This is a genomic window from Streptomyces finlayi, assembly GCF_014216315.1.
GTDB classification, from domain to species: domain Bacteria; phylum Actinomycetota; class Actinomycetes; order Streptomycetales; family Streptomycetaceae; genus Streptomyces; species Streptomyces finlayi_A.
The window spans coordinates 7,327,925-7,349,816 of sequence record NZ_CP045702.1 but is presented as its reverse complement, the minus strand read 5'-3'; the positions used below and the strand labels follow the sequence as shown (position 1 = coordinate 7,349,816).

The 21,892-nt window shown below is 70.3% G+C and carries 22 protein-coding genes, 2 pseudogenes and 1 riboswitch; of the genes and pseudogenes, 16 read left to right on the top strand and 8 right to left on the bottom strand.

The genetic code is table 11. The annotated features are described in order from the left end of the window. The first annotated feature begins 39 nt into the window (after window positions 1–39). The 6 genes from F0344_RS33775 (at window position 40) to F0344_RS33750 (ending at window position 5,746) form a co-directional block, all read left to right on the top strand. Window positions 40–1,590 carry an SDR family oxidoreductase gene (locus F0344_RS33775; RefSeq protein WP_374940136.1) on the top strand — a complete coding sequence of 517 codons (1,551 nt, stop codon included), beginning with the start codon at window positions 40–42 and terminating at the stop codon, window positions 1,588–1,590. 73 nt (window positions 1,591–1,663) lie between these two features. Next, window positions 1,664–3,043, top strand: coding sequence for a cryptochrome/photolyase family protein (locus tag F0344_RS33770; protein WP_185302381.1), 1,380 nt, complete (start codon window positions 1,664–1,666; stop codon window positions 3,041–3,043). Window positions 3,044–3,159: 116 nt separating this feature from the next. Further along, entirely contained in the window at window positions 3,160–3,411 is a 252-nt protein-coding gene (locus tag F0344_RS33765) for a hypothetical protein (RefSeq protein WP_308461002.1), read from the top strand. Between the two features lie 99 nt (window positions 3,412–3,510). Then, window positions 3,511–3,717: a DUF5988 family protein gene (locus F0344_RS33760; RefSeq protein ID WP_185302380.1), complete on the top strand. Its 207-nt coding sequence runs from the start codon at window positions 3,511–3,513 to the stop codon at window positions 3,715–3,717. Between the two features lie 446 nt (window positions 3,718–4,163). Next, a riboswitch (cyclic di-AMP (ydaO/yuaA leader) is annotated at window positions 4,164–4,319 on the top strand. Window positions 4,320–4,321: 2 nt separating this feature from the next. After that, entirely contained in the window at window positions 4,322–5,140 is an 819-nt protein-coding gene (locus tag F0344_RS33755; protein WP_185302379.1) for a transglycosylase SLT domain-containing protein, read from the top strand. Window positions 5,141–5,245: 105 nt separating this feature from the next. Next, the gene (locus F0344_RS33750; protein ID WP_185302378.1) at window positions 5,246–5,746 is read left to right on the top strand and encodes a GNAT family N-acetyltransferase; all 501 of its coding nucleotides are present in this window, start codon (window positions 5,246–5,248) and stop codon (window positions 5,744–5,746) included. A gap of 76 nt (window positions 5,747–5,822) precedes the next feature. On the opposite strand, the gene F0344_RS33745 is transcribed toward F0344_RS33750, so the two are convergent. Further along, on the bottom strand, window positions 5,823–6,689 hold the full coding sequence (locus F0344_RS33745; protein ID WP_185302377.1) for a PepSY domain-containing protein: 867 nt from the start codon (window positions 6,687–6,689) through the stop codon (window positions 5,823–5,825). Window positions 6,690–6,872: 183 nt separating this feature from the next. Between F0344_RS33745 and F0344_RS33740 the strand changes: the two genes are divergently transcribed. The 5 genes from F0344_RS33740 to F0344_RS33720 all read left to right on the top strand — a co-directional run bounded on the left by F0344_RS33740 (window position 6,873) and on the right by F0344_RS33720 (window position 11,485). Next, window positions 6,873–7,121 (top strand): DUF6296 family protein, encoded by a 249-nt coding sequence (locus tag F0344_RS33740; protein WP_185302376.1) that lies wholly within the window; start codon window positions 6,873–6,875, stop codon window positions 7,119–7,121. A gap of 236 nt (window positions 7,122–7,357) precedes the next feature. Continuing rightward, window positions 7,358–8,119 (top strand): DeoR/GlpR family DNA-binding transcription regulator, encoded by a 762-nt coding sequence (locus F0344_RS33735; protein ID WP_185303008.1) that lies wholly within the window; start codon window positions 7,358–7,360, stop codon window positions 8,117–8,119. Continuing rightward, window positions 8,116–9,063, top strand: coding sequence for a 1-phosphofructokinase (pfkB, locus tag F0344_RS33730; RefSeq protein ID WP_185302375.1), 948 nt, complete (start codon window positions 8,116–8,118; stop codon window positions 9,061–9,063). Before F0344_RS33735 ends, pfkB begins: the two co-directional genes overlap by 4 nt. A 97-nt stretch (window positions 9,064–9,160) precedes the next feature. Then, on the top strand, window positions 9,161–11,137 hold the full coding sequence (locus tag F0344_RS33725; RefSeq protein WP_185302374.1) for a PTS fructose transporter subunit IIABC: 1,977 nt from the start codon (window positions 9,161–9,163) through the stop codon (window positions 11,135–11,137). 75 nt (window positions 11,138–11,212) lie between these two features. After that, window positions 11,213–11,485, top strand: a complete 273-nt coding sequence (locus tag F0344_RS33720) for an HPr family phosphocarrier protein (protein WP_185302373.1) — start codon at window positions 11,213–11,215, stop codon at window positions 11,483–11,485. Window positions 11,486–11,546: 61 nt separating this feature from the next. On the opposite strand, the gene lepB is transcribed toward F0344_RS33720, so the two are convergent. From lepB to F0344_RS33685, 6 genes and pseudogenes are all read right to left on the bottom strand, one after another. Continuing rightward, complete coding sequence (gene lepB, locus F0344_RS33715; RefSeq protein WP_185302372.1) at window positions 11,547–12,239, bottom strand: signal peptidase I; 693 nt, start codon at window positions 12,237–12,239, stop codon at window positions 11,547–11,549. Between the two features lie 137 nt (window positions 12,240–12,376). Next, window positions 12,377–12,694 (bottom strand): hypothetical protein, encoded by a 318-nt coding sequence (locus tag F0344_RS33710; protein ID WP_185302371.1) that lies wholly within the window; start codon window positions 12,692–12,694, stop codon window positions 12,377–12,379. A 112-nt stretch (window positions 12,695–12,806) separates the two neighbouring features. Continuing rightward, on the bottom strand, window positions 12,807–13,319 hold the full coding sequence (locus tag F0344_RS33705; RefSeq protein WP_185302370.1) for a mycothiol transferase: 513 nt from the start codon (window positions 13,317–13,319) through the stop codon (window positions 12,807–12,809). A gap of 56 nt (window positions 13,320–13,375) precedes the next feature. Then, window positions 13,376–13,609, bottom strand: coding sequence for a hypothetical protein (locus F0344_RS33700; RefSeq protein WP_185302369.1), 234 nt, complete (start codon window positions 13,607–13,609; stop codon window positions 13,376–13,378). A gap of 4 nt (window positions 13,610–13,613) precedes the next feature. Continuing rightward, window positions 13,614–14,291 (bottom strand): TNT domain-containing protein, encoded by a 678-nt coding sequence (locus F0344_RS33695; RefSeq protein WP_185302368.1) that lies wholly within the window; start codon window positions 14,289–14,291, stop codon window positions 13,614–13,616. A 399-nt stretch (window positions 14,292–14,690) separates the two neighbouring features. Continuing rightward, window positions 14,691–15,188, bottom strand: a pseudogene (locus tag F0344_RS33685) (serine/threonine-protein kinase); the annotation flags it as partial. Between the two features lie 890 nt (window positions 15,189–16,078). On the opposite strand from F0344_RS33685, the gene F0344_RS33680 reads away from it, so the two are divergent. The 5 genes from F0344_RS33680 to F0344_RS33660 all read left to right on the top strand — a co-directional run bounded on the left by F0344_RS33680 (window position 16,079) and on the right by F0344_RS33660 (window position 21,029). Beyond that, a complete protein-coding gene (locus tag F0344_RS33680) occupies window positions 16,079–16,441 on the top strand; it encodes a toxin-antitoxin system YwqK family antitoxin (protein WP_185302367.1) in 363 nt (120 codons plus the stop codon). Further along, a complete protein-coding gene (locus tag F0344_RS33675) occupies window positions 16,438–16,818 on the top strand; it encodes a hypothetical protein (RefSeq protein WP_185302366.1) in 381 nt (126 codons plus the stop codon). Before F0344_RS33680 ends, F0344_RS33675 begins: the two co-directional genes overlap by 4 nt. Window positions 16,819–17,590: 772 nt before the next feature. Continuing rightward, window positions 17,591–18,517: a serine/threonine-protein kinase gene (locus F0344_RS33670; protein WP_308461001.1), complete on the top strand. Its 927-nt coding sequence runs from the start codon at window positions 17,591–17,593 to the stop codon at window positions 18,515–18,517. Further along, window positions 18,481–19,182 (top strand): WD40 repeat domain-containing protein, encoded by a 702-nt coding sequence (locus F0344_RS33665; protein WP_185302364.1) that lies wholly within the window; start codon window positions 18,481–18,483, stop codon window positions 19,180–19,182. The genes F0344_RS33670 and F0344_RS33665 overlap by 37 nt, the downstream gene beginning before the upstream one ends. Beyond that, window positions 19,140–21,029, top strand: a complete 1,890-nt coding sequence (locus F0344_RS33660; RefSeq protein WP_185302363.1) for a WD40 repeat domain-containing protein — start codon at window positions 19,140–19,142, stop codon at window positions 21,027–21,029. The genes F0344_RS33665 and F0344_RS33660 overlap by 43 nt, the downstream gene beginning before the upstream one ends. 58 nt (window positions 21,030–21,087) lie before the next feature. Here F0344_RS33660 and F0344_RS36955 read toward each other — a convergent pair. Next, window positions 21,088–21,505: pseudogene (locus F0344_RS36955) on the bottom strand (3'-5' exonuclease); the annotation flags it as partial. Window positions 21,506–21,892: the final 387 nt, after the last annotated feature.

The window sequence follows — 21,892 nt, the reverse complement described above, 5'->3', positions numbered from 1 at the left end:
CCGGACCGCCGCCGTGCGTACACAGTGGGTGGAGACGACATGAGCCGAAGCGGAGGCGCCATGCAGAACGAGGAGACCGGGGCCGGGCTGCGGTGTCTGGTGACAGGAGCAACCGGATACATCGGCGGACGCCTCGTCCCCGAGTTGCTCGCCGCCGGTCACACCGTGCGCTGCCTCGCGCGCACTCCGGAGAAGCTCCGGGACCACCCGTGGGCCGACCGTGCGGAGACCGTCAGGGGTGATGTGACCGATGCGCAATCGCTGCGCCCGGCCCTGCGGGACATCGACGTCGCGTACTACCTGGTGCACGCGCTGGGCACGGGCGCCGGTTTCGAGGGGACGGACCGCGAGGCCGCCCGCACCTTCGGCCGGGAAGCACGGGCGGCGGGCGTCCGGCGCATCGTCTATCTGGGCGGTCTCACTCCGCCGGACGTCCCCGAGGCGGAACTGTCGCCGCACCTGCGCTCCAGGGCCGAGGTGGGCAGGATCCTCCTCGAATCGGGCGTGCCGACCACCGCGCTGCGTGCCGCCGTCATCATCGGCTCGGGGTCCGCGTCCTTCGAGATGCTGCGCTACCTCACCGAGCGGCTGCCCGTCATGGTCACACCCAGCTGGGTGTCGACGAGGATCCAGCCGATCGCCGTCCGCGACGTACTGCGCTATCTCGTGGGCAGTGCGCGGATGCCGGACGAGGTGAACCGCTCCTTCGACATCGGCGGCCCCGACGTCATCACGTACCGCGACATGATGCAGCGGTACGCGCAGGTGGCGGGGTTGCCGCACCGGCTGATCCTGTCGGTGCCCGTGCTGACTCCGAGGCTCTCCAGCCACTGGATCGGGCTGGTCACTCCGGTACCCAGGTCGATCGCCCGCCCGCTCGCGGAGTCGCTGCGCCACGAGGTGGTGTGCCACGAGCACGACATCGCCCGGTACGTCCCCGACGGGCCGGGGCAGCCCTTCCCCTTCTCCACCGCGCTCACTCTCGCCCTGCAGCAGGTCCGCGAGGCCAAGGTGACGACCCGCTGGTCCTCCGCCTCGACGCCGGGCATTCCCAGCGATCCGCTGCCGACCGACCCCGACTGGGCGGGCGGCAGCCTCTACACAGACGTACGGGAACGCGAGGTGGACGCCCCGCCCGAGGCGCTCTGGCGCGTCATCGAGGGGATCGGCGGCGCACACGGCTGGTACTCGTTCCCGCTGGCCTGGGCCGTACGGGGCTGGCTGGACCGGCTGATCGGTGGTGTCGGGCTGCGCCGCGGCAGGCGCGACGCCGAGCGGCTCAGGGTGGGGGACTCGCTGGATTTCTGGCGGGTCGAGGAGATCGAGCCGGGCCGGTTGCTGCGGCTGCGCGCGGAGATGCGTCTGCCGGGCCCGGCCTGGCTGGAGATGCACTGCGAGAGGGGTGCCGGCGGGCGGTCCCACTACCGCCAGCGGGCGGTCTTCCACCCGCGGGGGCTGCTGGGCCACCTCTACTGGTGGAGCGTGTCCCCGTTCCACGCCGTTGTCTTCGGCGGCATGGCCCGCAACATCGCGCGCGCGGCCGCCAAGGCCACGGCACCCGCGCGGGTGAAAACCCCGCCACTCGACTGAACTCCCCCACAGGGGAGTGCGCGGAGGCGGAAAGTGACAGCGTTCCGCTTCCGCTCCTGCCAGAGGTGCCGCCATGACAGCCGCCGTCGTCCTGTTCACCTCCGACCTGCGCCTGCACGACCATCCGCCCCTGCGCGCGGCCCTGGAGGCGGCGGACGAGATCGTGCCGCTGTTCGTCCTCGACGACCACATCGCGGACGTGGGCTTCGGCGTGCCCAACCGTCGCGCGTTCCTCGCCGACTGTCTCGGCGACCTCGACACCGGCCTCCGTGACCGCGGCGGCCGGCTGGTGATCCGCTCGGGCCGCCCCGCCGACGAGGTGTGCCGCGTCGCCACCGAGGCGGGGGCCCGCGACGTGTTCATGGCCGCGGGAGTGAGCCCGTACGCACAGCGTCGCGAGCAACGGCTCCGTGCCGCCCTGGAAGCGCAGGGGTGCCGCCTGCACGTCCATGACGCCGTCGTCACCGCCGTCGCGCCGGGCGCGGTGACCCCGTCGGGCTCGGGCTCCGACCACTTCGCGGTGTTCACACCGTACTTCCGGCGGTGGTCCGGGCAGCCCGTACGGGAGGTGTTCGCGGCCCCGCGTGCGGTACGCGTGCCGCACGACCTCGGCTCGGAGACCGTGCCCTCGCGTGCGGCTGTGGCGGGTGTGGCGGAAGGGCTGGTCCGGGGCGGTGAGAAGGCGGCTCGGAAGCGGCTCGCCGGGTGGTGCCGCGAAGGACTCGCGGAGTACGAGGCCCGCCACGACGACCTGGCCGGCGACGCCACCTCCCGGCTCTCCCCCGATCTGCACTTCGGAACCCTCTCCCCCGTCGAGCTGATCCACGGGGCCCGCTCGGCGGGCGGACCTGGCGCCGACGCCTTCGTACGCCAGTTGTGCTGGCGGGACTTCCACCACCAGGTCCTGGCCGCCCGTCCGGCGGCCGCGCACGCCGACTACCGGACGCGCCGGGACCAGTGGCGCACGGAACGGTCCGCGGCCGACGACATCGCCGCGTGGCGGGAGGGCAGGACCGGATACCCGGTGGTGGACGCCGCCATGCGCCAACTGCGCCACGAGGGATGGATGCACAACCGGGGGCGGCTGCTCGCCGCGAGCTTCCTCGCCAAGACCCTTTACGTCGACTGGCGGATCGGCGCCCGCTACTTCCTCGACCTGCTGGTGGACGGCGACATCGCCAACAACCAGCTGAACTGGCAGTGGGTGGCGGGTACGGGCACGGACAGCCGCCCCAATCGCGTGCTCAACCCTGTGCTCCAGGGCAGGCGGTACGACCCCGACGGCGCCTACGTACGCCGTTGGGTTCCCGAGCTTCGTGGCATCGACGGCGGGGCGGTGCACGAGCCCTGGAAGCTGTCCGCGCCGGCGAGGAACCTGTACTCCTACCCGGAGCCCGTCATCGAACTGGCGGACGGCCTCGCCAGGTTCAAGGAGGCGCGCGCGCTCGGATGAGGCTCCGGCAGACGCCGCCCGTACCCGGAAGACAACCGTGAGCCGGGAATGCACGGCGTCACCGACGAACTCCTGACGCTGGACCCCGGCTCCGCGAGCGGGACGAGCGGCTGCTGTTGGGCGCCACCAACTCGATCCGTTCGCTGGACCGGGCCTTCCTCCGTCCCGGGCGCTTCGACTGCCTGGTCCCGGTCGGCACCCCCGAGGCCGCGGCCCGCACCGCCCCGCAGGCGGCCTTCGAACGCGAGGTGGCCGAGGCCGGCGCGGACACCCATCATCTCGCCGCCCTCGGTCAGTGCCGTCCGACGGTCACTCCGGCCGTCGTCGCCGAGTTCACCGCCGACATCACCCCCCACGCCCGGACCTGAGCGGAGCAGTGGCTGCCCGGGTCCCCGGCCTCCCCTCGCGATGCCGCGGCGTCGGCGCGTCACGGACGAGCCTGGCAGCCCTGCGGGCAGACTTTCCGCATGGCCAACGCAACGAAAGCAGTCCTCGAAGGCGGACCCGGCGATCTTCCCGAGCGGATCGTCTCCGTCACCGAACCCGGGACCGACATCAAGGTCCCGTTCCGGGGCGGGTACGAGCACTTCAGGGCGACGGACCGCCAGGAGGAGACCCCCGAGGGGCTGCTGCCCGTCTACGCCTGGTGGGAGCGCACGGAGGTGCCCGGCTAGGACCTGACCACACGCCCGGCGCCCAGGCCTGGCCCGAAGCCTGAACCACGCCCGACCCACGCCTCAGGCCCACCGCCTGCCTGCACGAACAAGCCATATCCAAGCTCAACAAGAAATAGTCCAATACGGACTTTCATGGGCAATAAACCCCTATCGCCCATAGCATTCTTTTCACCCGAACCGCACTCGCCCCTCATTGCGCAAATCGCCCTTTTCGGACTCAGTGGCCAGCGTCACGTCCGCGAACTGCGGGTTCCCGACCCGGAGCGCGCAGCCCTTCTGCGGGAAGAGAGTTGACGTCGCGGTTCGGGTGAACCGACGGGCGATCCCGTTTTTCGATCTTGCAAATGAATTGTGATCCGGAATTCGGGGCTTGTCCCTCTCGGCATTTCTCGCCTACGGTCACCCTCAATCCGGATGGCACGCCGAATCCTGCCGCCGTCCGGAAACCCAGACCACTCACGCCCGGCAGGAGCGGGGAACCCAGGTAAGTCGCCGATCCGTTATGCGGAACGGCTCGGGGTTAAGTCGCATGCACCTGCGACCAGGCATCTCCAGCCTGAACCCGACAGCTCACCTCGTAGGCGCCGGAGAGGAATTCGCCATGCCCACGATGGGTAAGCACCGCCGTACCAAGTCCAACCCGCTGACCCGCGGACTCGTCGCTTTCACCGCAGGTGGAGCCGTTCTCGCCCTTCCGGTGATCGGCGCCACCACCGCGTCCGCCGCCCCGGCGCAATCGGCGAACGCAGCAAAGTCAGGTGTATCCGCCAGCGCCCCCGCCAAGGCAATCACCGCAGAGAAGGCCGGAATCACCAGCTATTCCGTCGTCAAGGGCGATTCGCTGCACAAGATCGCCCAGGGGCATTCCCTGGACGGCGGCTGGCAGAAGCTGTACAAGGACAACAAGAAGGCTGTCGGCGACAATCCGGAGCTCATCCGCCCGGGTCTCAAGCTGACGATCGGCGCCAAGTCGCAGGCCAAGGCTTCCGGTTCGTCCGCCGAGCGCACCGCGTCGACCGGCCGCGCCGACCGCTCCGCGCGGTCGAGCACTCCGCCGGCCGCGAAGGCCGCCGCACCCGCCGTGAAGGCAGCGACGTACACGAACGACCTCGACGGCTGGATCAAGGAGTCGCTGGCCGTCATGGCCGAGAACGGCATCCCCGGCACCTACGAGGGCATCCACCGCAACATCATGCGCGAGTCCTCGGGCAACCCGCAGATCGTCAACAACTGGGACTCGAACGCCGCCAAGGGCACCCCGTCCAAGGGCCTGCTCCAGGTCATCGACCCGACGTTCCAGGCGTACCACGTGCCCGGTACGTCGACGGACAGCTTCGACCCGGTCGCCAACATCACCGCCGCGTGCAACTACGCCGCCGACCGGTACGGCTCGATCGACAACGTCTTCGGCGCCTACTGATCCCTGGCAACGGCCACGGTTCACGACTGCCGGGTGGAGAGAGTCCGAACGGGCCCTCATCACCCGGCAGTTGCGCGTCCGGGCCCCCATGGAAGACTCTTTCACATGCCTGAACTCCAGCTTCTGCGCCACGACCACGCCGCCGCACTGCTCGCCTTCGAGCAGGAGAACCGCGCCTACTTCGCCGCCTCCGTTCCGGACCGCGGCGACGAGTACTTCGCACAGTTCGAGGCGCGGCACAGCGGCCTGCTCGCCGAGCAGGCCGCTGGTCTGTGCTACTTCCACGTCCTGGTGGGCGAGGGCGGCGAGGTGCTGGGCCGGGTGAATGTGGTGGATGTGGCGGACGGTGCCGCCGACCTCGGGTACCGGATCGCCGAGAAGGCCGCAGGCCGAGGCCTGGCCACGAGCGCGGTCGGCCGGATGTGCGCTCTGGCGGCCACGGAGTACGGGCTGACCACGCTGCGGGCCGCGACCACGACGGACAACTCGGGATCCCGCGCCGTACTGGCCAGGACGGGGTTCGTACTCACCGGCGAGACCGTGCTGGACGGTTGTCCCGGGCTCGCTTTCGAACGGCCGCTGAACGCGGCCGTGCCGCTCCCCTGACCTGCTGGCCAGGGGAGCGGCACAGGGGAGCGGCACAGGGTCTACGCCGGGCGGGATCTCCACGCCGCCGGGCGGGTCAGCCGCGGTCGGTCTCCTCGCGGACGATCTTGCCACTGGCCGCGTCCACCTCGAACTCGGACTTGTCCCAGTCCGCGCTGACGACGTCCACGGCCCAGACGAGGGTGTTGTCGTCGTTGGTGTCCAGGCCGATCGAAGTGACCTTCCCCTTCTTCTTGTCCGTGGCGACCTTGGCCGCCTGCTGGGGCGTCTGCTTCGCCTTGGCGATCCAGTCGGCCATCTCGCGCTTGCCTTCCGCGTCCTGGTCGGCGTCGGCAGCCTCCTCGATCACCGTGCCGGAGACCGCGTCGATACGGACGGTGTGGGCGGTTCCGTCCGTCTCGACGACCTCGGCGACCCAGTACGGGCCGGCACCGCTGCCGCTCGGACTGGGACTGCCGGCGGGGGAGGCGGTGCCGCTGGGGCTCGCCGTACCGGCCGGGCTGCCGCTCGGGCTCGCGGTACCACCCGGGCTCGCGCTCCCGGTCGGCGAGCCGCTCGCGTCGGTGCGCCGGTCGGTGTCGTCGTCAAGGCCCTCCAGATCGAGCTCGACCAGCTTGCTGTCCGGCACCGCACCGACCGCGGCGGTGGCCGCCTTGTCGAAAGTGATCTTGGTGGATTCGAGGAGTTTCTTGCGCTCGGCCTGGTCCTCGGTCAGTTGCTTCCCTGGGGACGGGCTGCCGGAAGGACTACCGGCCGGGGAGGTCGTCTGCTTCGGAATGACCTTGGCGGCCTCCGAGGTAGCCGCCCCTGTCTGGTCGCCGCCGTCCTGCCCGCATCCCGCGACCAGCGCGGAGGCGACGACGGCGCACAGCGCGCCGGCGGCGATACGGAGGCGGCGGGCGCGCGGGGAGACCGCGGTTTCTCGTCGGAATTCAAGGCTCATACACGCATGACTAGCCCCCGCACCGACCGGTCATGTTGTCCTTGGGGACGGGTCACCCGATCGACCGCGCGGCTCCGCCTGTTGGCGTCATCCCCCCGGGGCGCGCCGCGGTCGTACGTGGGAAACAATGGTGAGGACAGCCACGGACACCGGCTCCCGCCGGCGTCCGGTCGGGAGGCCCTCATGGATTACCCGGACAGCTTCGAGCTGATATTCCAGACCCACGGCGCGGCGGACGACGTCGTCGTCGTCCGGATGACCGACCGGTCCGGGGCGGGCGGACACCCGGTGTACGAGGACGAGACAGGAATCGTCCGCGCGGAGATCAGCTACCGCGGCGAGGTACGCATGCTGGCCAGCGGCGGCCATCAGGCACCGGGAATGCCCCTGCTCGTGCGCCCCCTGGCAGGAGGGGCGCCCCCCGCCCGCTGAGCAGCCCAGCCACACGCGCCGGGGCGCGGTACCCGTATGCGGTGCGCCGAGTGCTGCCCGTTTCCGGCGCGACGTCACGGAGCCCAGGAAGCCCACCCATCTCCGCCCATCACCATCCCTGACCGTTCATGCCCGTTCATGCCCGCTCTTCGCCCGAATCTGTTTACATTCCCGCACCCCGGACGTAACCTGAGCGCGAAACCACAAACTCGGGCATGGAACGGATACGAAACCACATGTACGCACCGGAGCGGCAGCAGGAAATCCTCCGCCTCGCCCAGGAGAGCGGACGTGTCGATGTCCTCTCCCTCGCCGAGGAGTTCCAGGTGACCGCCGAGACCGTGCGGCGTGACCTCAAGACGCTCGACCGGGCCGGGCTCCTGCGCCGAGTACACGGCGGTGCGATTCCGGCCGGGCGGCTCGGTTTCGAGCCCGACCTCGCCGAGCGCGACGCGGTGGCCGCGGACGAGAAGGACCGCATCGCCGCCGCCGCCCTGGGCGAGCTCCCCGTCGACGGCAACGTGATCATCGACGCGGGCACAACGACGGCCCGGCTGGCTGCCGCCCTCCCCCTCGAATCGTCCCTGACCGTGGTGACCCACGCCCTGCCCGTGGCCGCGCGCCTCGCCGACCATCCCGGAATCGCACTCCACCTCGTGGGCGGCAGGGTCCGGCACCGTACGCGCGCGGCCGTCGACGCCTGGGCCCTCAGCGCCTACGCCGAGATCAACGCGGACGTCGTCATCCTCGCCACCAACGGGTTCTCGGCCGAAGGCGGTCTGACCACCCCCGACCTCGCCGAGGCCGCCGTGAAGCGCGCCATGATCTCCGCCGCCCGCCGGGTCGTGCTCCTCGCCGACTCGGGCAAGTTCGGCCAGGAGCACTTCGCCCGCTTCGGCGGCCTCTCCCACGTCGACCTGCTCATCACCGATACGGGGCTCAGCCCCGAGGCCGCCCTCGCCATCGAGAGCCGGGGCACGGAAGTGGTACGCGCGTGATCCTCACCGTCACCCCCAACCCCAGCCTCGACCGCACCTACGAGCTGCGGGACCTGACGCGGGGCGCGGTCCTGCGTGCCACCGCGGACCGGGTCGACCCCGGCGGCAAGGGGATCAACGTCTCCCGCGCCGTAGCGGCGGCCGGACACCGTACGGTCGCTGTCGCTCCGCTCGGCGGACCGGAGGGGGCGCTGCTCGCCCGGCTGCTCGGGGAGCACGGGATCGAGGCCGCCGGTGTGCGGATCACGGGCAGCACCCGCGTCAACATCACGCTCGTCGAAGCGGACGGCACCCTCACCAAGGTCAACGCGACCGGGCCCGAGATCACGGAGTCCGAGGCCGAGACCCTGCTGGAGACGGTGCGGACCTGGTCGTCGGACGCCGACTGGATCGCCTGCTGCGGCAGCCTGCCGAGGGGCCTGCCCCCCGAGTGGTACGCCGAGCTGGTGGCACGCAGCCACGGGGCCGGTGCCCGGATCGCGCTCGACAGCTCGGGCGCCGCGCTGATCGCCGCGCTGCGTGAGCGGCCCGATGTGATCAAACCGAACGTCGAGGAGCTCTCCGAAGCCGTCGGCCGTCCTCTCGCGACGGTCGGTGACGCGGTCAAGGCCGCTGAGGTGCTGCGCGGACGCGGGGCGCAGGCCGTGCTGGCCAGCCTCGGAGCCGACGGACAACTGCTGGTGGACGGCTCGGGAACGTTCTTCGGCAGCGCCCGGGTGGAGACCGTCCGCAGCAACGTCGGTGCCGGGGACGCCTCGCTGGCCGGATTCCTGGCCGCCGGGGGCGCGGGCCGGCCAGCACTGGCGGCCGCTGTCGCGCACGGCGCGGCGGCGGTCCAGCTCCCCGGCAGTGTGATGCCCACTCCCGCCGACATCGATCTGTCGTCGGTCGTCACGACCACGGACATTCCCCTGGACCGCGTGCTGACGGAGCCCGCGCCATGACGTCCGTATCACCGCGTACCGAATCCCTGCGTACGAGCCCGCAGACCCCCGTCCCCCCAGCCGCCACCACGGCGGCCCACGAGCAAGGAGCCCCGCGATGAGTGAGCTGATCACCGCGGACCTGGTCGACCTCGATCTGTCCACCGAGACGAAGAACGCCGCAGCGAGGTCGCTCGCCGGCCGGATGGCCGCCGCCGGGCGCGTCACCGACCTCGACGGCTTCCTCGCCGACGTGGCCGCCCGTGAGGCACAGATGCCGACCGGCCTGGACGGCGGCATCGGTATTCCGCACTGCCGCAGCGAGCACGTCACCGCGCCGACGCTGGCGTTCGGGCGCAGTGCGCGGGGCATCGACTTCGGTGCACCGGACGGGCCCGCCGACCTCATCTTCCTCATCGCGGCCCCCGCCGGGGCGGACGACGACCATCTCACCATCCTGTCGAGTCTGGCGCGCCGGCTGATGGATCCCGCCTTCACCTCCGCGCTGCGGGCGGAGACCGATCCCGTCGCCACGGCGGCCCTGATCCGCGGCGACGCGCCGCCGGCTGCGCCCCAGGAGCCCGCTGCGGAGACGGCGGGGACACCAGCTCCCGAGCCGTTCCGGATCGTCGCTGTCACCTCCTGTCCCACCGGCATCGCCCACACCTACATGGCCGCCGAGTCCCTGGAAGCGGCTGCCCGCGCCGAGGGAATCGTGCTCAGCGTCGAGACGCAGGGTTCGGCCGGGTTCCAGCCGCTCGACCCTTCGGTCATCGCCGCCGCCGACGCCGTGATCTGGGCGCACGACGTCGACGTACGCGAGAAGGCACGGTTCGGCGGCAAGCCGATCGTGGACGTCGGAGTGAAGGCCGGGATCAACCGGCCCGCCGAACTGATCGCCGAGGCCCGGCGCAAGGCCGAGCGCGGCGAGATCAGCGGCGTCGCCGACGACGGCGGTACGAGCGAGGGCGCGTCCGGAACGAGCGGCGGCAGCGGCACGCACTTCGGTGTCCGGCTGCGTACGTACCTGATGTCCGGCGTCAGTTACATGGTGCCGTTCGTCGCGGCGGGCGGGCTCCTGATCGCCCTGTCGTTCGCCATCGGCGGCTACGAGATCGCGAGCGCCAAGTCCGTCGCTGATCACTTCGTGTGGGGCGAGGCCGACAGCTGGGCCGCTCTCCTCAACCAGATCGGCGGCGCAGCCTTCGGCTTCCTGGTCCCGGTGCTGGCGGGCTACATCGCGTACGGCATGGCGGACCGGCCCGCGCTCGTCCCCGGGTTCGTCGGTGGCGCCATCGCGCTGACCATCGACGCGGGGTTCCTGGGCGGGCTCGTCGCCGGTCTGCTCGCCGGCGCGGTGGTGATGGCGATACAGCGGGTCAAGGTCCATCCCACACTGCGCGGCATCATGCCGGTGCTGGTGATCCCACTGATCTCCTCGGCAGTGGTCGGCTTCCTCATGTTCGTCGTCGTCGGCAAGCCGATCGCCTCTCTCCAGAAGGCCCTCACCGACGGGCTCAACGGGCTCTCCGGCTCCAACGCGATCATCCTCGGCATGGTGCTCGGCCTGATGATGTGCTTCGACATGGGCGGCCCTCTCAACAAGGTGGCCTATGCCTTCGCGGTCGGCGGGCTCGCCGATCCGACGACCGGCAGCCTCAAGGTGATGGCGGCGGTCATGGCCGCCGGTATGGTGCCGCCGCTGGCGATGGCCCTGGCCACCACCGTGCGCGCCAGGCTGTTCACCAAAACCGAGCGGGAGAACGGCCGCGCGGCCTGGGTGCTGGGCGCGTCGTTCATCAGTGAAGGTGCCATCCCCTTCGCGGCGGCAGACCCGCTGCGCGTCATACCCTCGGTGATGGCGGGCGGCGCGGTCACCGGCGCTCTGTCGATGGCCTTCGGCTGCACCCTGCGGGCCCCGCACGGCGGCATCTTCGTCGTCCCGCTGATCGGCCAGCCGTTCCTCTACCTGGTGGCGATCGCGGCGGGCACGGTGGTGGCGACCGCGCTGGTCGTCGTCCTCAAGGGAATGCGCCGGACCGGGCAGGACCCCGTACCGGCGGCCGATACCTCGAAGGTGCCCGTCGCCGCCTGAGCACGGCGAGCGGCACACCCGGCCTGGAGTTCCGGCATCCACACAGTTACGTACCCGACCCACAGGAGTGATCGCATGTACCGGTGCACCGTCGCCGTAGGTTCCCGCAGCGGACTGCACGCCCGCCCTGCCTCTCTGTTCGTCCAGGCGGCAGCCCGTCAGCCGGTCAGGGTGACCATAGACCGCGAGGGACAGCAGCCGGTCGACGCCCGCAGCATGCTCTCCGTACTCGCTCTGGCGGCTCAGCACGGCGAGGCCGTGGAGCTGTCGGCCACGGGGGACGGGGCCGAGACGGCGGTCGATGAACTCGCCGTGCTCCTCGCGCAGGACCTGGACGCCAAGACCTGATCCCGAGTCCGAACACGCCTCTGCCTCCCGGCCCTTCGCGGCCGGGAGGCAGAGGCGTGTATCAGCGGCCGAAGGTGCCGGGCACCGGCAGGGTGTCCCAGCGGGTCACCGGCCAGGCGACCACCACCGCGCGTCCCACCACCTCGTCGACCGGAACCATGCCGCGGTAGGGATCCTCCTGGTGGTAGCGGGAATCCCCGGACGCCTGGCGGTGGTCACCCATCACCCAGACCCGGTCGTCGGGCACCGTGACCTTGAACTGGCCCGCGTCATCGGTACTGCAGGCGGTGTTGCCGGGGAAGACGTACGGCTCGTCGAGCGGCTTTCCGTTGACCTTCACCGGGCCGTCCCCCTTGCACTCCACGGTGTCCCCCGCGACGCCGATGACCCGCTTGATGAGGTCCTTCTCCTCCGCGGACGGCATCACTCCCACGAAGCTCATGACCTTCTGGAACGCGTTGGGAGGCTCGGTCGGCACACCGCGCAGCCAGTCGGACGGATCGTGGAAGACGATCACTTCCCCGCGCTCGGGCTCGGAGCCGAACCACGGAGTCAGCTTGTCGACCAGGACCCGGTCGCCCTTTTGCAGGGTGTTCTGCATCGACTCCGAGGGAATCGAGAACGCCTGCAGCAGGAAGGTCTTGATGAACAGCGCCAGCAGCAGGGCGACACCGATGAGGATCGGGAGTTCTTTCCACAGAGGGCGCTGCTTGTTCGTCCGTGTCTTCGTCCGCCGTGCGCCCGTCAGCACCATCAAGCCGCTCCTCGCCCCGTGTTCGCTCACCGCCGCCTCCGCATGGGCAGCAGCGGCCCACTCTAGGCGCGATCACTGTGACGAAGGTGTGTATGCGGCAGCCACCAGGCTTTCAGGGGAACGTCAGCGGCGTGCGGTCACGGTGCGTCCGGCTCCGGGCGTGCGAGCCGCTCCATGTTCCGCTGCTCAGGCACCGTGGCGCCGCCTCCGGCGCGTACCGCCTCGACGACCGCCTGATGGAACGCCCTGCTGGCCTCTTCGGTGGGGCAGCGAACGGGGCTGCCGACCAGGGTGAACCAGTCCGAGGCCCCGCTGAACTGAACGGCCACTTCGGCCTCGCCGTCGGCCCATGTCGTATGGACGGTGAGATCCCCGCCCAAGATTCCCGCTTCTTCGGTGCGGACTCCGCCGGCGCCCGTGAAGACACCGCTCGTCGTCCACGATGCCCAGCTCATGACGCGACGCCTTTCCGACAGTGACGAACCTGTCAAGCGGACTTCTCCGAGTATGACACCGCGGTGCGGAGCCCGCACGGGCGTGCCCCGACGGTTCCACGTGCGGAAATCGTCATCGGCGGCGCTCCAGCGCTCCTCTGACGAAGGCCGCCTGGCCGGCGTGCTGGAGATCGTCGGCGAGGACGCTGACCAGCCGGACGCCGAGCGTGACCGGTGGTGACCAGCTCTCGTCCACGATGCGTTCCAGTGCCCTGCCGTCCAGGCCCCGGACGTATCCGACGCTCTGCTCGTGCACGGCGTCGTAGTAGCCGAGCAGCAGGTCGGCCGAGTCCACCCGCACCGCGGCGACCTGTTCGCTGCTCTGTCCGTAGCCGGTCGCGTCCTCGGCGAAGGGCAGAGCGAACCGCGCGGCCCAGCCCTGGGACAGCCACACCTGCTCGGTTCCCGCCGCGTCCGCCACGTGGTCGTCCTGGATGCGTGTGAGGTGCCAGACGAGCCAGGAGATCGAATTCGCCCCCTCGTCGAGCCGGGCGTCGAGTTCGTCGGGCCGGAGACCTGCTACCGCCGTGTGCACCGCTTCCCTGACGCGCTCGAGCGCCTCGGCCAAGATGCCTGCTGTGTTCATGCGCCCACCATGGCCGGTGCTTCCCGGCGCCCGGTGTCCGACACGCGGCCGTGCCGTCAGACGAGGAGCCCCAGCAGATGCGCGCAGGCCGTCTGTTCGTCCGGATGGCGGGCGATGACCTCGTACGTACCCCGCTCGAACGCCCCGGTCTCCCACACCGCGTCAGGTGCCTCCCGCAGGAACAGGAAGTCGGCCGGTGTCGGAACCGGTTCGTGGATGCCTTCGATGCGGTAGTAGCCGTCGGGCACTCCGGCCGCCCGCAGCGCGGCCCTCAGGTGGGGGCGGTCCATGGTCCTAGACTCCGGCGGTCGTCAGGTAGCCGTGGTCCAGAAGCCACTTCACGTTCAGCCGCAGGCCCTCGCCCGGGTCGAGGAAGACGGCGTCGAGCTTGATCTGCTGACCGCCGCCGGGCTGCTCGAACCACGGAGCGATGCTGCCCTGCCACACCCAGAACGGCTTGGCGACCTTGTAGACGCGGTAGTCGCAGGCGACGGCGGCGTCACGGGTGTTGAGGTTCTGCGGAGGCAGTGCCCGCTCGGCGTACGCGTCGCCCGCCGGGGCGAGATAGCTGCCGTACTCGGAGCCGAAGCGGTCCAGCCGCTGCCCCGTCCGGAGCTTGGCCGGCTCCTTGTCGAGCTGGCCGTTGACCTCGCCGAAGCCGTCGTTGGGCGGGTACTTCCAGCTCCCGGAGTCCGCCGGACCTTCCCAGTACTTCTTGAGGAAGTCGGCGGGCGAGAGGTCGCCCGTCCGCTCGTACCCGTTCAGCAGCGGACCGACGGGGGCCTGCTTCTTCTTGGGCAGCCACTTGGGCCCGAGTCGCGCGTCGCCCGCGAACTCGCCGGTGCAGGGCTCGTGCCGCGGCGCGGCGGCCGGCTTGTTGTTCCCGTGGGACGTCGAGGCGCTCGCGGCGGGTGCGCTCAGCAGTCCGGCGGTGATGCCGAGCGCGGCCAGTACGGTACTCATACGGTTCATTGGCGGGACACCTCGGAGAGTTGATGATCCATCGAGCGGCTGACGCAGGGTAGCGTCTCGATGGCTCCGGGTGTCCGCACCATGCCGCTATTCACCCCGAACGTGCGAGTGAGCCGTCGGCATCAGCCGCCCGCGGCGGGCGGGACGAGACCGTCGGCGACCAGGCCCGCGAGAACGGCGTCGCTGAGCGCCTCGAGCGCGGACGTGGGCATGACGGTGAACTCCTTGATGCGGCCCGCCTCGTCGAAGTGGAGCTGGTCGATGCCGTGGATCTCCCCCTGCGCCGCGCACCCTTCACCCCACGCCTCGTACTGCCCTCCCCCAACGGGTCCGCCATCGCCGCCGCCGCGGGTGAGTCCACCGTGGTCGCCGGCCCGACGGAAGTCTCCGGCCCGCACAATCGGTGAGTATCACCCGGCCATCCTTGGCCATCAGCACGTTGGCCGGCTTGACGTCGCGGTGCAGCACGCCGGCCTCGTGGGCAGCGCGGAGTGCGGCGAGCACCTCACCACCGATGGACGCGGCGCGCTGCGCGGTGAGCGGGCCCTCGGCCTTGAGCAGGTCGGCCAGCGACTGACCTCGTACCAGCTCCATGACGATCCACGGGCGGCCCTCTTCCACAGCCACGTCGTAGACGGTCACCACGTTCCGGTGCGACACCCGGGCCGCAGCCCACGCCTCACGCTCCAGCCGCGTGTACATCCGCTCGATGGCGGCCGCGGCCAGCCCGGCAGGCGCCCGGACCTCCTTGATGGCGACCTCGCGGTGCAACACCTTGTCGTGGGCGCGCCACACGGTGCCCATGCCGCCTTCGCCGAGGGGCGACACCAGGGTGTAGCGGCCGGCGATCACACGCGTGCGGCCGGACTCTTCGGACACGGTATCCCCACTGATCATCGGGTCGAGTCTTCCTTTCGTCGTGCAAGCGGCTCGTCGGAGCGCGGGTCGCCCTTGGGCCATCGGTTCCTGAACACGACTGCCGTCGGCGGAACCGCCGTGCATCGGCCGGATCGCGAACGCTGTGTCTCTGCCCCAAGGTGGTGTGCGGGAGGACGAGCCCGCACCGGGTCTGTCCGGGGAGCGGACGAGCGAGCCCACGGCGGACGGATCCGACGCGCGCCCATGGGCACATCTGGCCATAGTCCTACTGCCGTGTGAGGGCGGCGCGTCCAGATGTCTGAGCCGTTCGGCCGATGTCTGATCTGCCATCAACTGCATCTGTGGTGCACCCGTTGATCACCACGCCCTCGGCGTGCCGACACCGAGTCCCGCTGTGCGGAGTGCGTCCTGTCGCACCGTCGGCACCGAGAAGCGCACAAACCGCCCCGGCTCCACGTACGACCGGCCGTGAGGGTTCACGTTCGTCCAAGAAACCTCGACGATGCGAAGGCATCGAGACCCCGGACGCGCGCCCCGTCTACCGGCACGAGGACCGACCGCTCCGGGACACGGTCGATATGTCGTACGCGCGCGGGCAGCGGCTGGTGAGGGTGCAGTTTGCCCGCAAGACCAAGAGGGAATGGGAGGCGCACGACGCCCGCCTCAGTGACAGCCTGGCTGTTCGGCCCTGACAGCATGCTCGCCAACTGGCAGATGGAACGCCAGGGCTATGCGCTCCGCGTCCGTTGCCGGAGCGGTCCGGGAGGTCGAGATCGGCATGCAATGGGTCGGTTGCTCGCGCGCCCCAGTACGCTGTCGGCAGCGATACGGTCGATCAGCAGCAGGGTTCCGTCGAGAATGACGAACGCCTTCGCCAGGATCCGAGGTGAAACGGAAGGCAGATATCGATGACCACGCCGCAAATCAACATAGATGATCCGGAGGCCGACGCGACCGGCCCGGACGGCCTGATGTACTACCGTGGCGAACTGTTCACGGGTGAGATGGTCGAGGAGTATGACGACGGCCGGATCGTCAGCCGGATGGCCTATGTCGACGGCATGGAAGACGGCCCGTCCCTAGGCTTCCACGCCGATGGCACCCCTCAATCCGCCGGCGTGGCGGCACGGAACAGGGCGGTCGGCGAGTGGCGCGAGTGGCACCCCGACGGCACGATCAAACAGATCGACGTCTACGACGACACCGGCAGACTGTGCGCTCGGCGAAAGTGGGACGCTGCGGGCGTGCTGCTTCAGGATGTGACCCAATGATCCTCAAACCCATTGGTGTATACCGGGAGATGTACCGCGGCAAGCACGTTGAACTGCCGTCCATCGCCGACTCCGTCACCGAGCAGATACTGCCCGACCACACCGAGATCATCGGGTACCTGCGCAACGCCCCGGCCGGATTCGACGTGATGGAGGCGGTGACGCACCTGTTCGAAGAGGACCGCTGGATCCCCGGCGGCTCCTCGTTGAACTCCGACGGTGTATGGGTCTGGCGCGAGGATTCGATCGAGTACCTCGCTGATCAGCCACTGGAGATCCCCGCCGATTTCGTTGACCACGTGCGGGCCAACGACTACACCCCACCGGCGGTCGACGCCGACGACACGTTCTACGACGCGCTGCTCCGCTACTTCTGAGTCCGAGCGCCGGTCACCAGCCGCACGAGCCGTGCCCGACGGGTGCCCGCAGCGCGGCCACGGGCCCGTCAGCGCCGTGAAGGCGACGCCGCTGTTCCGGAACCGCGACTCCGCGCCCTTCAGCGGATCGGCCACGCCCGTCCAGGAGTCGGACCACCCTCCCGCAGCGCGGCCACTGTCCGGGCGACCTGCACCGCCGACGAATAGCGCCTACGAGCCGGCGTCGACGGGGCCAACACTGCCTGATCCGGTCGCTGTACGCCGGTGGTGCCATCGATGCGTTCCCGGAGCAGGTCCGTTTGGCCCGGACCACGCGGGCACCACTCGGGGCATGGCCTCAGAGCCCCGTACAGACCTGTCCCGACGGACGCCGGAGTCACCGGCGCAGAGACTGTGATCCTATCGATCTTGAGTGCGTGTGATCGAAAGTGGCTGGTGGGGCGGGTGTCCTCCCGGTCGCCCTGCATGAGGACAGGGCCACTGGTGCAGTTCGGAGTTGCTGAGACAACGAACGTACGAGGAGGCCCTGTTGCCCCGGTGTACGCGGTTGAGGGTGCCGGTCTCACGTCGGTGGATGCAGATACCTCAACGCAGTGACACCTCACCGGCACGCCAGTCATGAGCCGGCCCTGCAGGGCTGCAACTCGGATTACCGCGACTTGCCCCGCATCCGGTGCAGTGGCGGCAGACTTGGTCATGGGTGGTGGCAGAACCACCACGGATGGTACGGGGGCATGGGCATGCTTGAGAGCGGAGCCGAGGCGTCGGGGCGTTGGCGGGTCAACGAGGTGATCGACGGCCAGTACGAGGTGCGGTCGGTTCACGAGCAAGGAGGGATGGCGCTCGTCTACGTGGTGAGCCACCGCGATTGGGGAATCCTGCTGGCGGTCAAGTCACCGCGCCCGGAGCTGCTCAGCGCAGACGGCTTCCTCGACTCGTGGCCGAGGCGGAGGCCTGGGTGTCGCTCGGCCTCCACCCGCATGTGTGCGGCTGTCACTACGTCCGGATGATCGACGGCATTCCGCGGGTCTTCGCGGAGTACGTCTCAGAGGGCAGCGTCGCGGACTGGATCAGGGACGGCCGGTTGTACGAGGGAGGGGCAGCGGCCTCGCAGGCCAGGATCGTCGACTTCGCCATCCAGCTCGCGTGGGGGCTCGATCACGCCCACAGCCGGGGCCTGGTGCACCAGGACGTCAAACCGGGAAACGCGCTGGTCGACCGGGACGGCACCGTGAAGCTCACCGACTTCGGCCGGGCCCGGGCCGGCGCGGTGACCGGTGTGCTGCCGGACGCCGGGATGCCGGGCCGGACGGTCCTCGTTACGCAGGGCGGCCTCACTCTGCCGTACGCCTCGCCCGAGCAGGCGGCTGGTGAGCGCGTGGGGCGGCGCACCGACATCTACAGCTTCGCCGTCTCCGTACTCGAGATGTTCACCGGCGAGGTGACTTGGCCGGCCGGTCCCGCGGCGGAGGAAGCACTCGCCGAGTACCGGGCTGAGAGCCGGGCAGGCGCGCAGGACGGCCGGCCCGTCATCCCGGACGGGCTGGCCGCTCTGCTCGCACGCTGCCTGCGCCAGGACCCGGCGCGCAGGCCGGCCTCGCTGGCCGACGTCGCCGACGTTCTGGCCGACCTGTATGAGCAGCTGACCGCTACCCGCGCCCGGTGCCGACGGCCTCGGACCTGCGCGCCGACGAGCTGAACAACCAGGCGCTCTCATTGCTCGACCTGGGCAGGCCCGAGGAGGCGGAGCGGGCCTTCGAGGCGTCCTTGGCCGCCGATCCGCGGCACCTGACAGCAACGTACAACCGCGGGCTGCACCAGTGGCGCAGCGGTGTCCTCCTGGATGACGAGTTCATCGCCGACCTCGAGAGCCTGCGCGGGGACACCACCACCGACCCGTGGCAGGCCCGGCACCTGCTGGCGCAGGCACAGCTGGAACGGGGTGACCACGACGCCGCCGGCTCGCTCCTGAAGGAGATGGAGCGCGACCGGCCCCGCTCGCAGGAGGCCGTGCCGATCCGGCGCGCCCTGCTGGCCGGCGAGGGAACCAGGGTCCGCGTCCGTCCGCTGCCCTGGAAGCGTGACCCGGCACGGTTGTTGCGCCTGTCTGCCGACGGGCGTTCGGTGCTGGCCGGCGAGCCTGACGGCCGGATACGGCTGTGGGACCTGGCGAGCGGGGAGTGCAAGCGCATCCTGGAAGGTCACGGCGAGAAGATCGTGGCCCTTGATGTCGATGCCGCCGGCCGCCGCGCCGTCTCCGCCGACGCGGACGGCTTCGTACGGCAGTGGGATCTCGTGAAGGGCGGGGGCGGAGCCTCAGGGTGCACGCGCCGGGCATCGACCGGGTCGGTGCCCTGCGGCTGACTCCAGACGCCCGGATCGCGGCCGCTCTACTGGACGGACGCCTCGTCATCTGGGACTTTCCCGACGGCCAGTGGTACCAACTGTCCACTGCCCGCCAGAAAGGAGCACTCACCGACCTGGAGGTGAGCGCCGACGGCAGGCGCGCCCTGATGATGTCCCATGAAACCGCCCAGGTCGCCGACGGCAGGCGCACCCGGAAGGTGTCCCGTAACACCGTCCAGGTCTGGGATCTGACCACCGCACGATGCCTGTGGGAACTGCCGGAGCGTCGGCAGGTGAACGCCATGGCCCTCACGGCCGACGGACGCCGCGCCGTCCTTGCGATGATCGGCGGTCCAAGGCGTCACGAGATCCAGGTGTGGGACATCGACCACGGCCGGATGACCCGCAGTATGACGGGCCCGGGGTGGATTGTGTCGACCCTCGCGCTGAGCCCCGACGGGCGGTATGCCCTGGCCGCGACCGACGACGACAGCCGCGTACGCCTCTGGGACCTTGACCAGGGCCGCTGCCTGCGGACCTTCCCCGGCCACATCGGCGGCGGCCGGGACCTGCTGCTGCACCTCGGCAGCCACTCGGCGGTATCCGTCGACGAGGACAACGCACGGCTGATGACCTGGGATTCGCCAGGGACTTTCACCGCCGCACCCGCGCTGGGCCGGCCGCGTCGGCAGGCCGATCTGGACCGCCATGGCCGCTGGTCGGCGTCTCTCCTGGCCGCAGCCGGGCGGGCGATCGCCGCCGGCCGGACCCCCGTGGCGCTGGACCTCGTCAAACGGGCCCGAGCGGTGCCCGGCCACGAACGCGACGCGCGCGCCATGGAGTTGTGGCGGGTGCTGGGAACCACGACGGTCAGGACCGGGCTGCGCTCCGTCAGAGCGGTGCGGACGCTGGGCGGCCTGACGACGGTGTTTTCGGTGGCGATCGCCGCGGACGGGCGTATCGCGTGCGGGGCGGGGAGCGAGGCCGTCCATGTGTGGGACACCGCGAGCGGTGCGCGACTGGCGGAGTGGAAGTACGACGGTGCCGGCGGGCTCGGGATGGGGGCCGAGGGGGGCTGGGTGGTGGCGAGCGGTTCCGGGGTGATCGTCATGCGGTCGGTGGCGGAAGGCTCCTGGCCGCGGTTGGTGGACACCGACAGGCGTGAAAGTCGGTGGGGCGACCGCCGGGGCATCGGTGTGACAGGTGTCTGCAGCTCCGCGTCCGTCAGCGCGGCCGGTCACGTCCTCGCTGCCTGCCGCGACAGCGAGTTGCGGATGTGGGACATGACCACGGGAGAATGCGTACGCACTCTGCCGGGGGAGGGTGTCCGGACCGGTGCTGTGTGGCTCAGCCCCGATGCGCGACAGGCGGTGTCCGCCGGAGACAACGGCAACCTGCGCGTGTGGGACACCGGCGCCGGTACATGTGTGGTCATCCAACAGCCGGGCGCTTACGTCTCCTCCGTGTGCCTCAGCGCGGACGGTCGGTTCGTCCTGAGCGCCGGGCGCCACGACGGCTGGACGCTCTGGCTGACCGACGCGGTTACTGGCGCGTTCGTCCGGGGCTTCAGTGAGGCGCGGGACAAAGAAGCTGAGGGTGCAGACGATGACGACTCGGACGTGATGTGTGCGGCGCGGCTGAGCTCCGACGGACGGTTCGCGTTCTCGGGGGACGGCGCAGGGGGTGTCCATGTGTGGGAAACAGCCACCGGGCGCCGCATCCGAACTCTCGAGGGGCATAGCGAGGACACGTTTGGTCTCGCCCTCACACCGGACGACCGCTTCCTGCTCTCCGGCAGCTCCGACGGCACCGTGCGCCTGTGGGAACTCGACTGGGAACTCGCCACCGAGGATGCGGAGGCCTGACCCGCACAGCCGTTGCCCACCCGCGGGGCGGGGTGGGCAACGGCCCCGTCGCACGCTTTCAGCCGGCGACGGGGTCGAGCATCGGGCTGCGCTGCCCGCTCCACGAGACCGACAGCGCGTCGCGGGCCCGCGTACAGGCGACGAAGAGCAGGCAGGGCTCCGCCAGCAGGTCCGACTGGTGCTGGACCGTGTCCACCTCGGCCGGTGTCACCTGCTGCGCGAACGGCAGCACCTTGGACGTCACCCCGACCACACCCACACACCGGAACTCCAGTCCCTTCATGGCGTGCGACGTGGCCACCCGGACCCCCGACACCTCCGGGCCCGGATCGTCCTTGACCGCGACCGCGCCTATGCCCTCACGGCGCAGGCGCGCGATGACCGCGTCGCCGAGCGTGTCGAACCGCGCACACCACGATCTCGGACGGCTTCACGCCGTCCTTGCCGATCCAGGTCCGGATCTGTTCGGTCAGCGCTCAGCACAGCAAAACAAACCAGGTCGCAGGGTCGCTCCGTCGACGAAGATCCCGCGGAGGACCCTGCCGTAGCGGCCGGACGGGAGGCGGCCCGAGCGGAGGCACGAGGCGAGCTGCCGGCATCCGATACGGTTACACGCCCCGAGGACTGGGTGTGCCTCGCCCAGTGGTGGCCCGGGACCAACGAGATGGCGATGGCTTAGGCAGGTGCCCTCGGCAGGCCCCGCACGGCAGTCGTCAGCGCCGGTTGGTGCTCTCGGTGTCACCGGTCACAGCCCACAGGGCGTGCGCTGTCTCGATGCGGGTCCAGGGTTCGGTGTCGGCGGTCATTGTCGAGTCGGTTCGCGTAGTGGGCGGCGTGCGTGCCGAGGCCGGCGAGCATGTGCA

Bases quoted from the DNA above. Each gene is read 5' to 3' on its own strand.
- F0344_RS33775 (WP_374940136.1), top strand. From the start codon at position 40: ATGAGCCGAAGCGGAGGCGCCATGCAGAACGAGGAGACCGGGGCCGGG.
- F0344_RS33770 (WP_185302381.1), top strand. From the start codon at position 1,664: ATGACAGCCGCCGTCGTCCTGTTCACCTCCGACCTGCGCCTGCACGAC.
- F0344_RS33760 (WP_185302380.1), top strand. From the start codon at position 3,511: ATGGCCAACGCAACGAAAGCAGTCCTCGAAGGCGGACCCGGCGATCTT.
- F0344_RS33755 (WP_185302379.1), top strand. From the start codon at position 4,322: ATGCCCACGATGGGTAAGCACCGCCGTACCAAGTCCAACCCGCTGACC.
- F0344_RS33750 (WP_185302378.1), top strand. From the start codon at position 5,246: ATGCCTGAACTCCAGCTTCTGCGCCACGACCACGCCGCCGCACTGCTC.
- F0344_RS33745 (WP_185302377.1), bottom strand. From the start codon at position 6,689: ATGAGCCTTGAATTCCGACGAGAAACCGCGGTCTCCCCGCGCGCCCGC.
- F0344_RS33740 (WP_185302376.1), top strand. From the start codon at position 6,873: ATGGATTACCCGGACAGCTTCGAGCTGATATTCCAGACCCACGGCGCG.
- F0344_RS33735 (WP_185303008.1), top strand. From the start codon at position 7,358: ATGTACGCACCGGAGCGGCAGCAGGAAATCCTCCGCCTCGCCCAGGAG.
- F0344_RS33725 (WP_185302374.1), top strand. From the start codon at position 9,161: ATGAGTGAGCTGATCACCGCGGACCTGGTCGACCTCGATCTGTCCACC.
- F0344_RS33720 (WP_185302373.1), top strand. From the start codon at position 11,213: ATGTACCGGTGCACCGTCGCCGTAGGTTCCCGCAGCGGACTGCACGCC.
- lepB (WP_185302372.1), bottom strand. From the start codon at position 12,239: ATGGTGCTGACGGGCGCACGGCGGACGAAGACACGGACGAACAAGCAG.
- F0344_RS33710 (WP_185302371.1), bottom strand. From the start codon at position 12,694: ATGAGCTGGGCATCGTGGACGACGAGCGGTGTCTTCACGGGCGCCGGC.
- F0344_RS33705 (WP_185302370.1), bottom strand. From the start codon at position 13,319: ATGAACACAGCAGGCATCTTGGCCGAGGCGCTCGAGCGCGTCAGGGAA.
- F0344_RS33700 (WP_185302369.1), bottom strand. From the start codon at position 13,609: ATGGACCGCCCCCACCTGAGGGCCGCGCTGCGGGCGGCCGGAGTGCCC.
- F0344_RS33695 (WP_185302368.1), bottom strand. From the start codon at position 14,291: ATGAACCGTATGAGTACCGTACTGGCCGCGCTCGGCATCACCGCCGGA.
- F0344_RS33680 (WP_185302367.1), top strand. From the start codon at position 16,079: ATGACCACGCCGCAAATCAACATAGATGATCCGGAGGCCGACGCGACC.
- F0344_RS33675 (WP_185302366.1), top strand. From the start codon at position 16,438: ATGATCCTCAAACCCATTGGTGTATACCGGGAGATGTACCGCGGCAAG.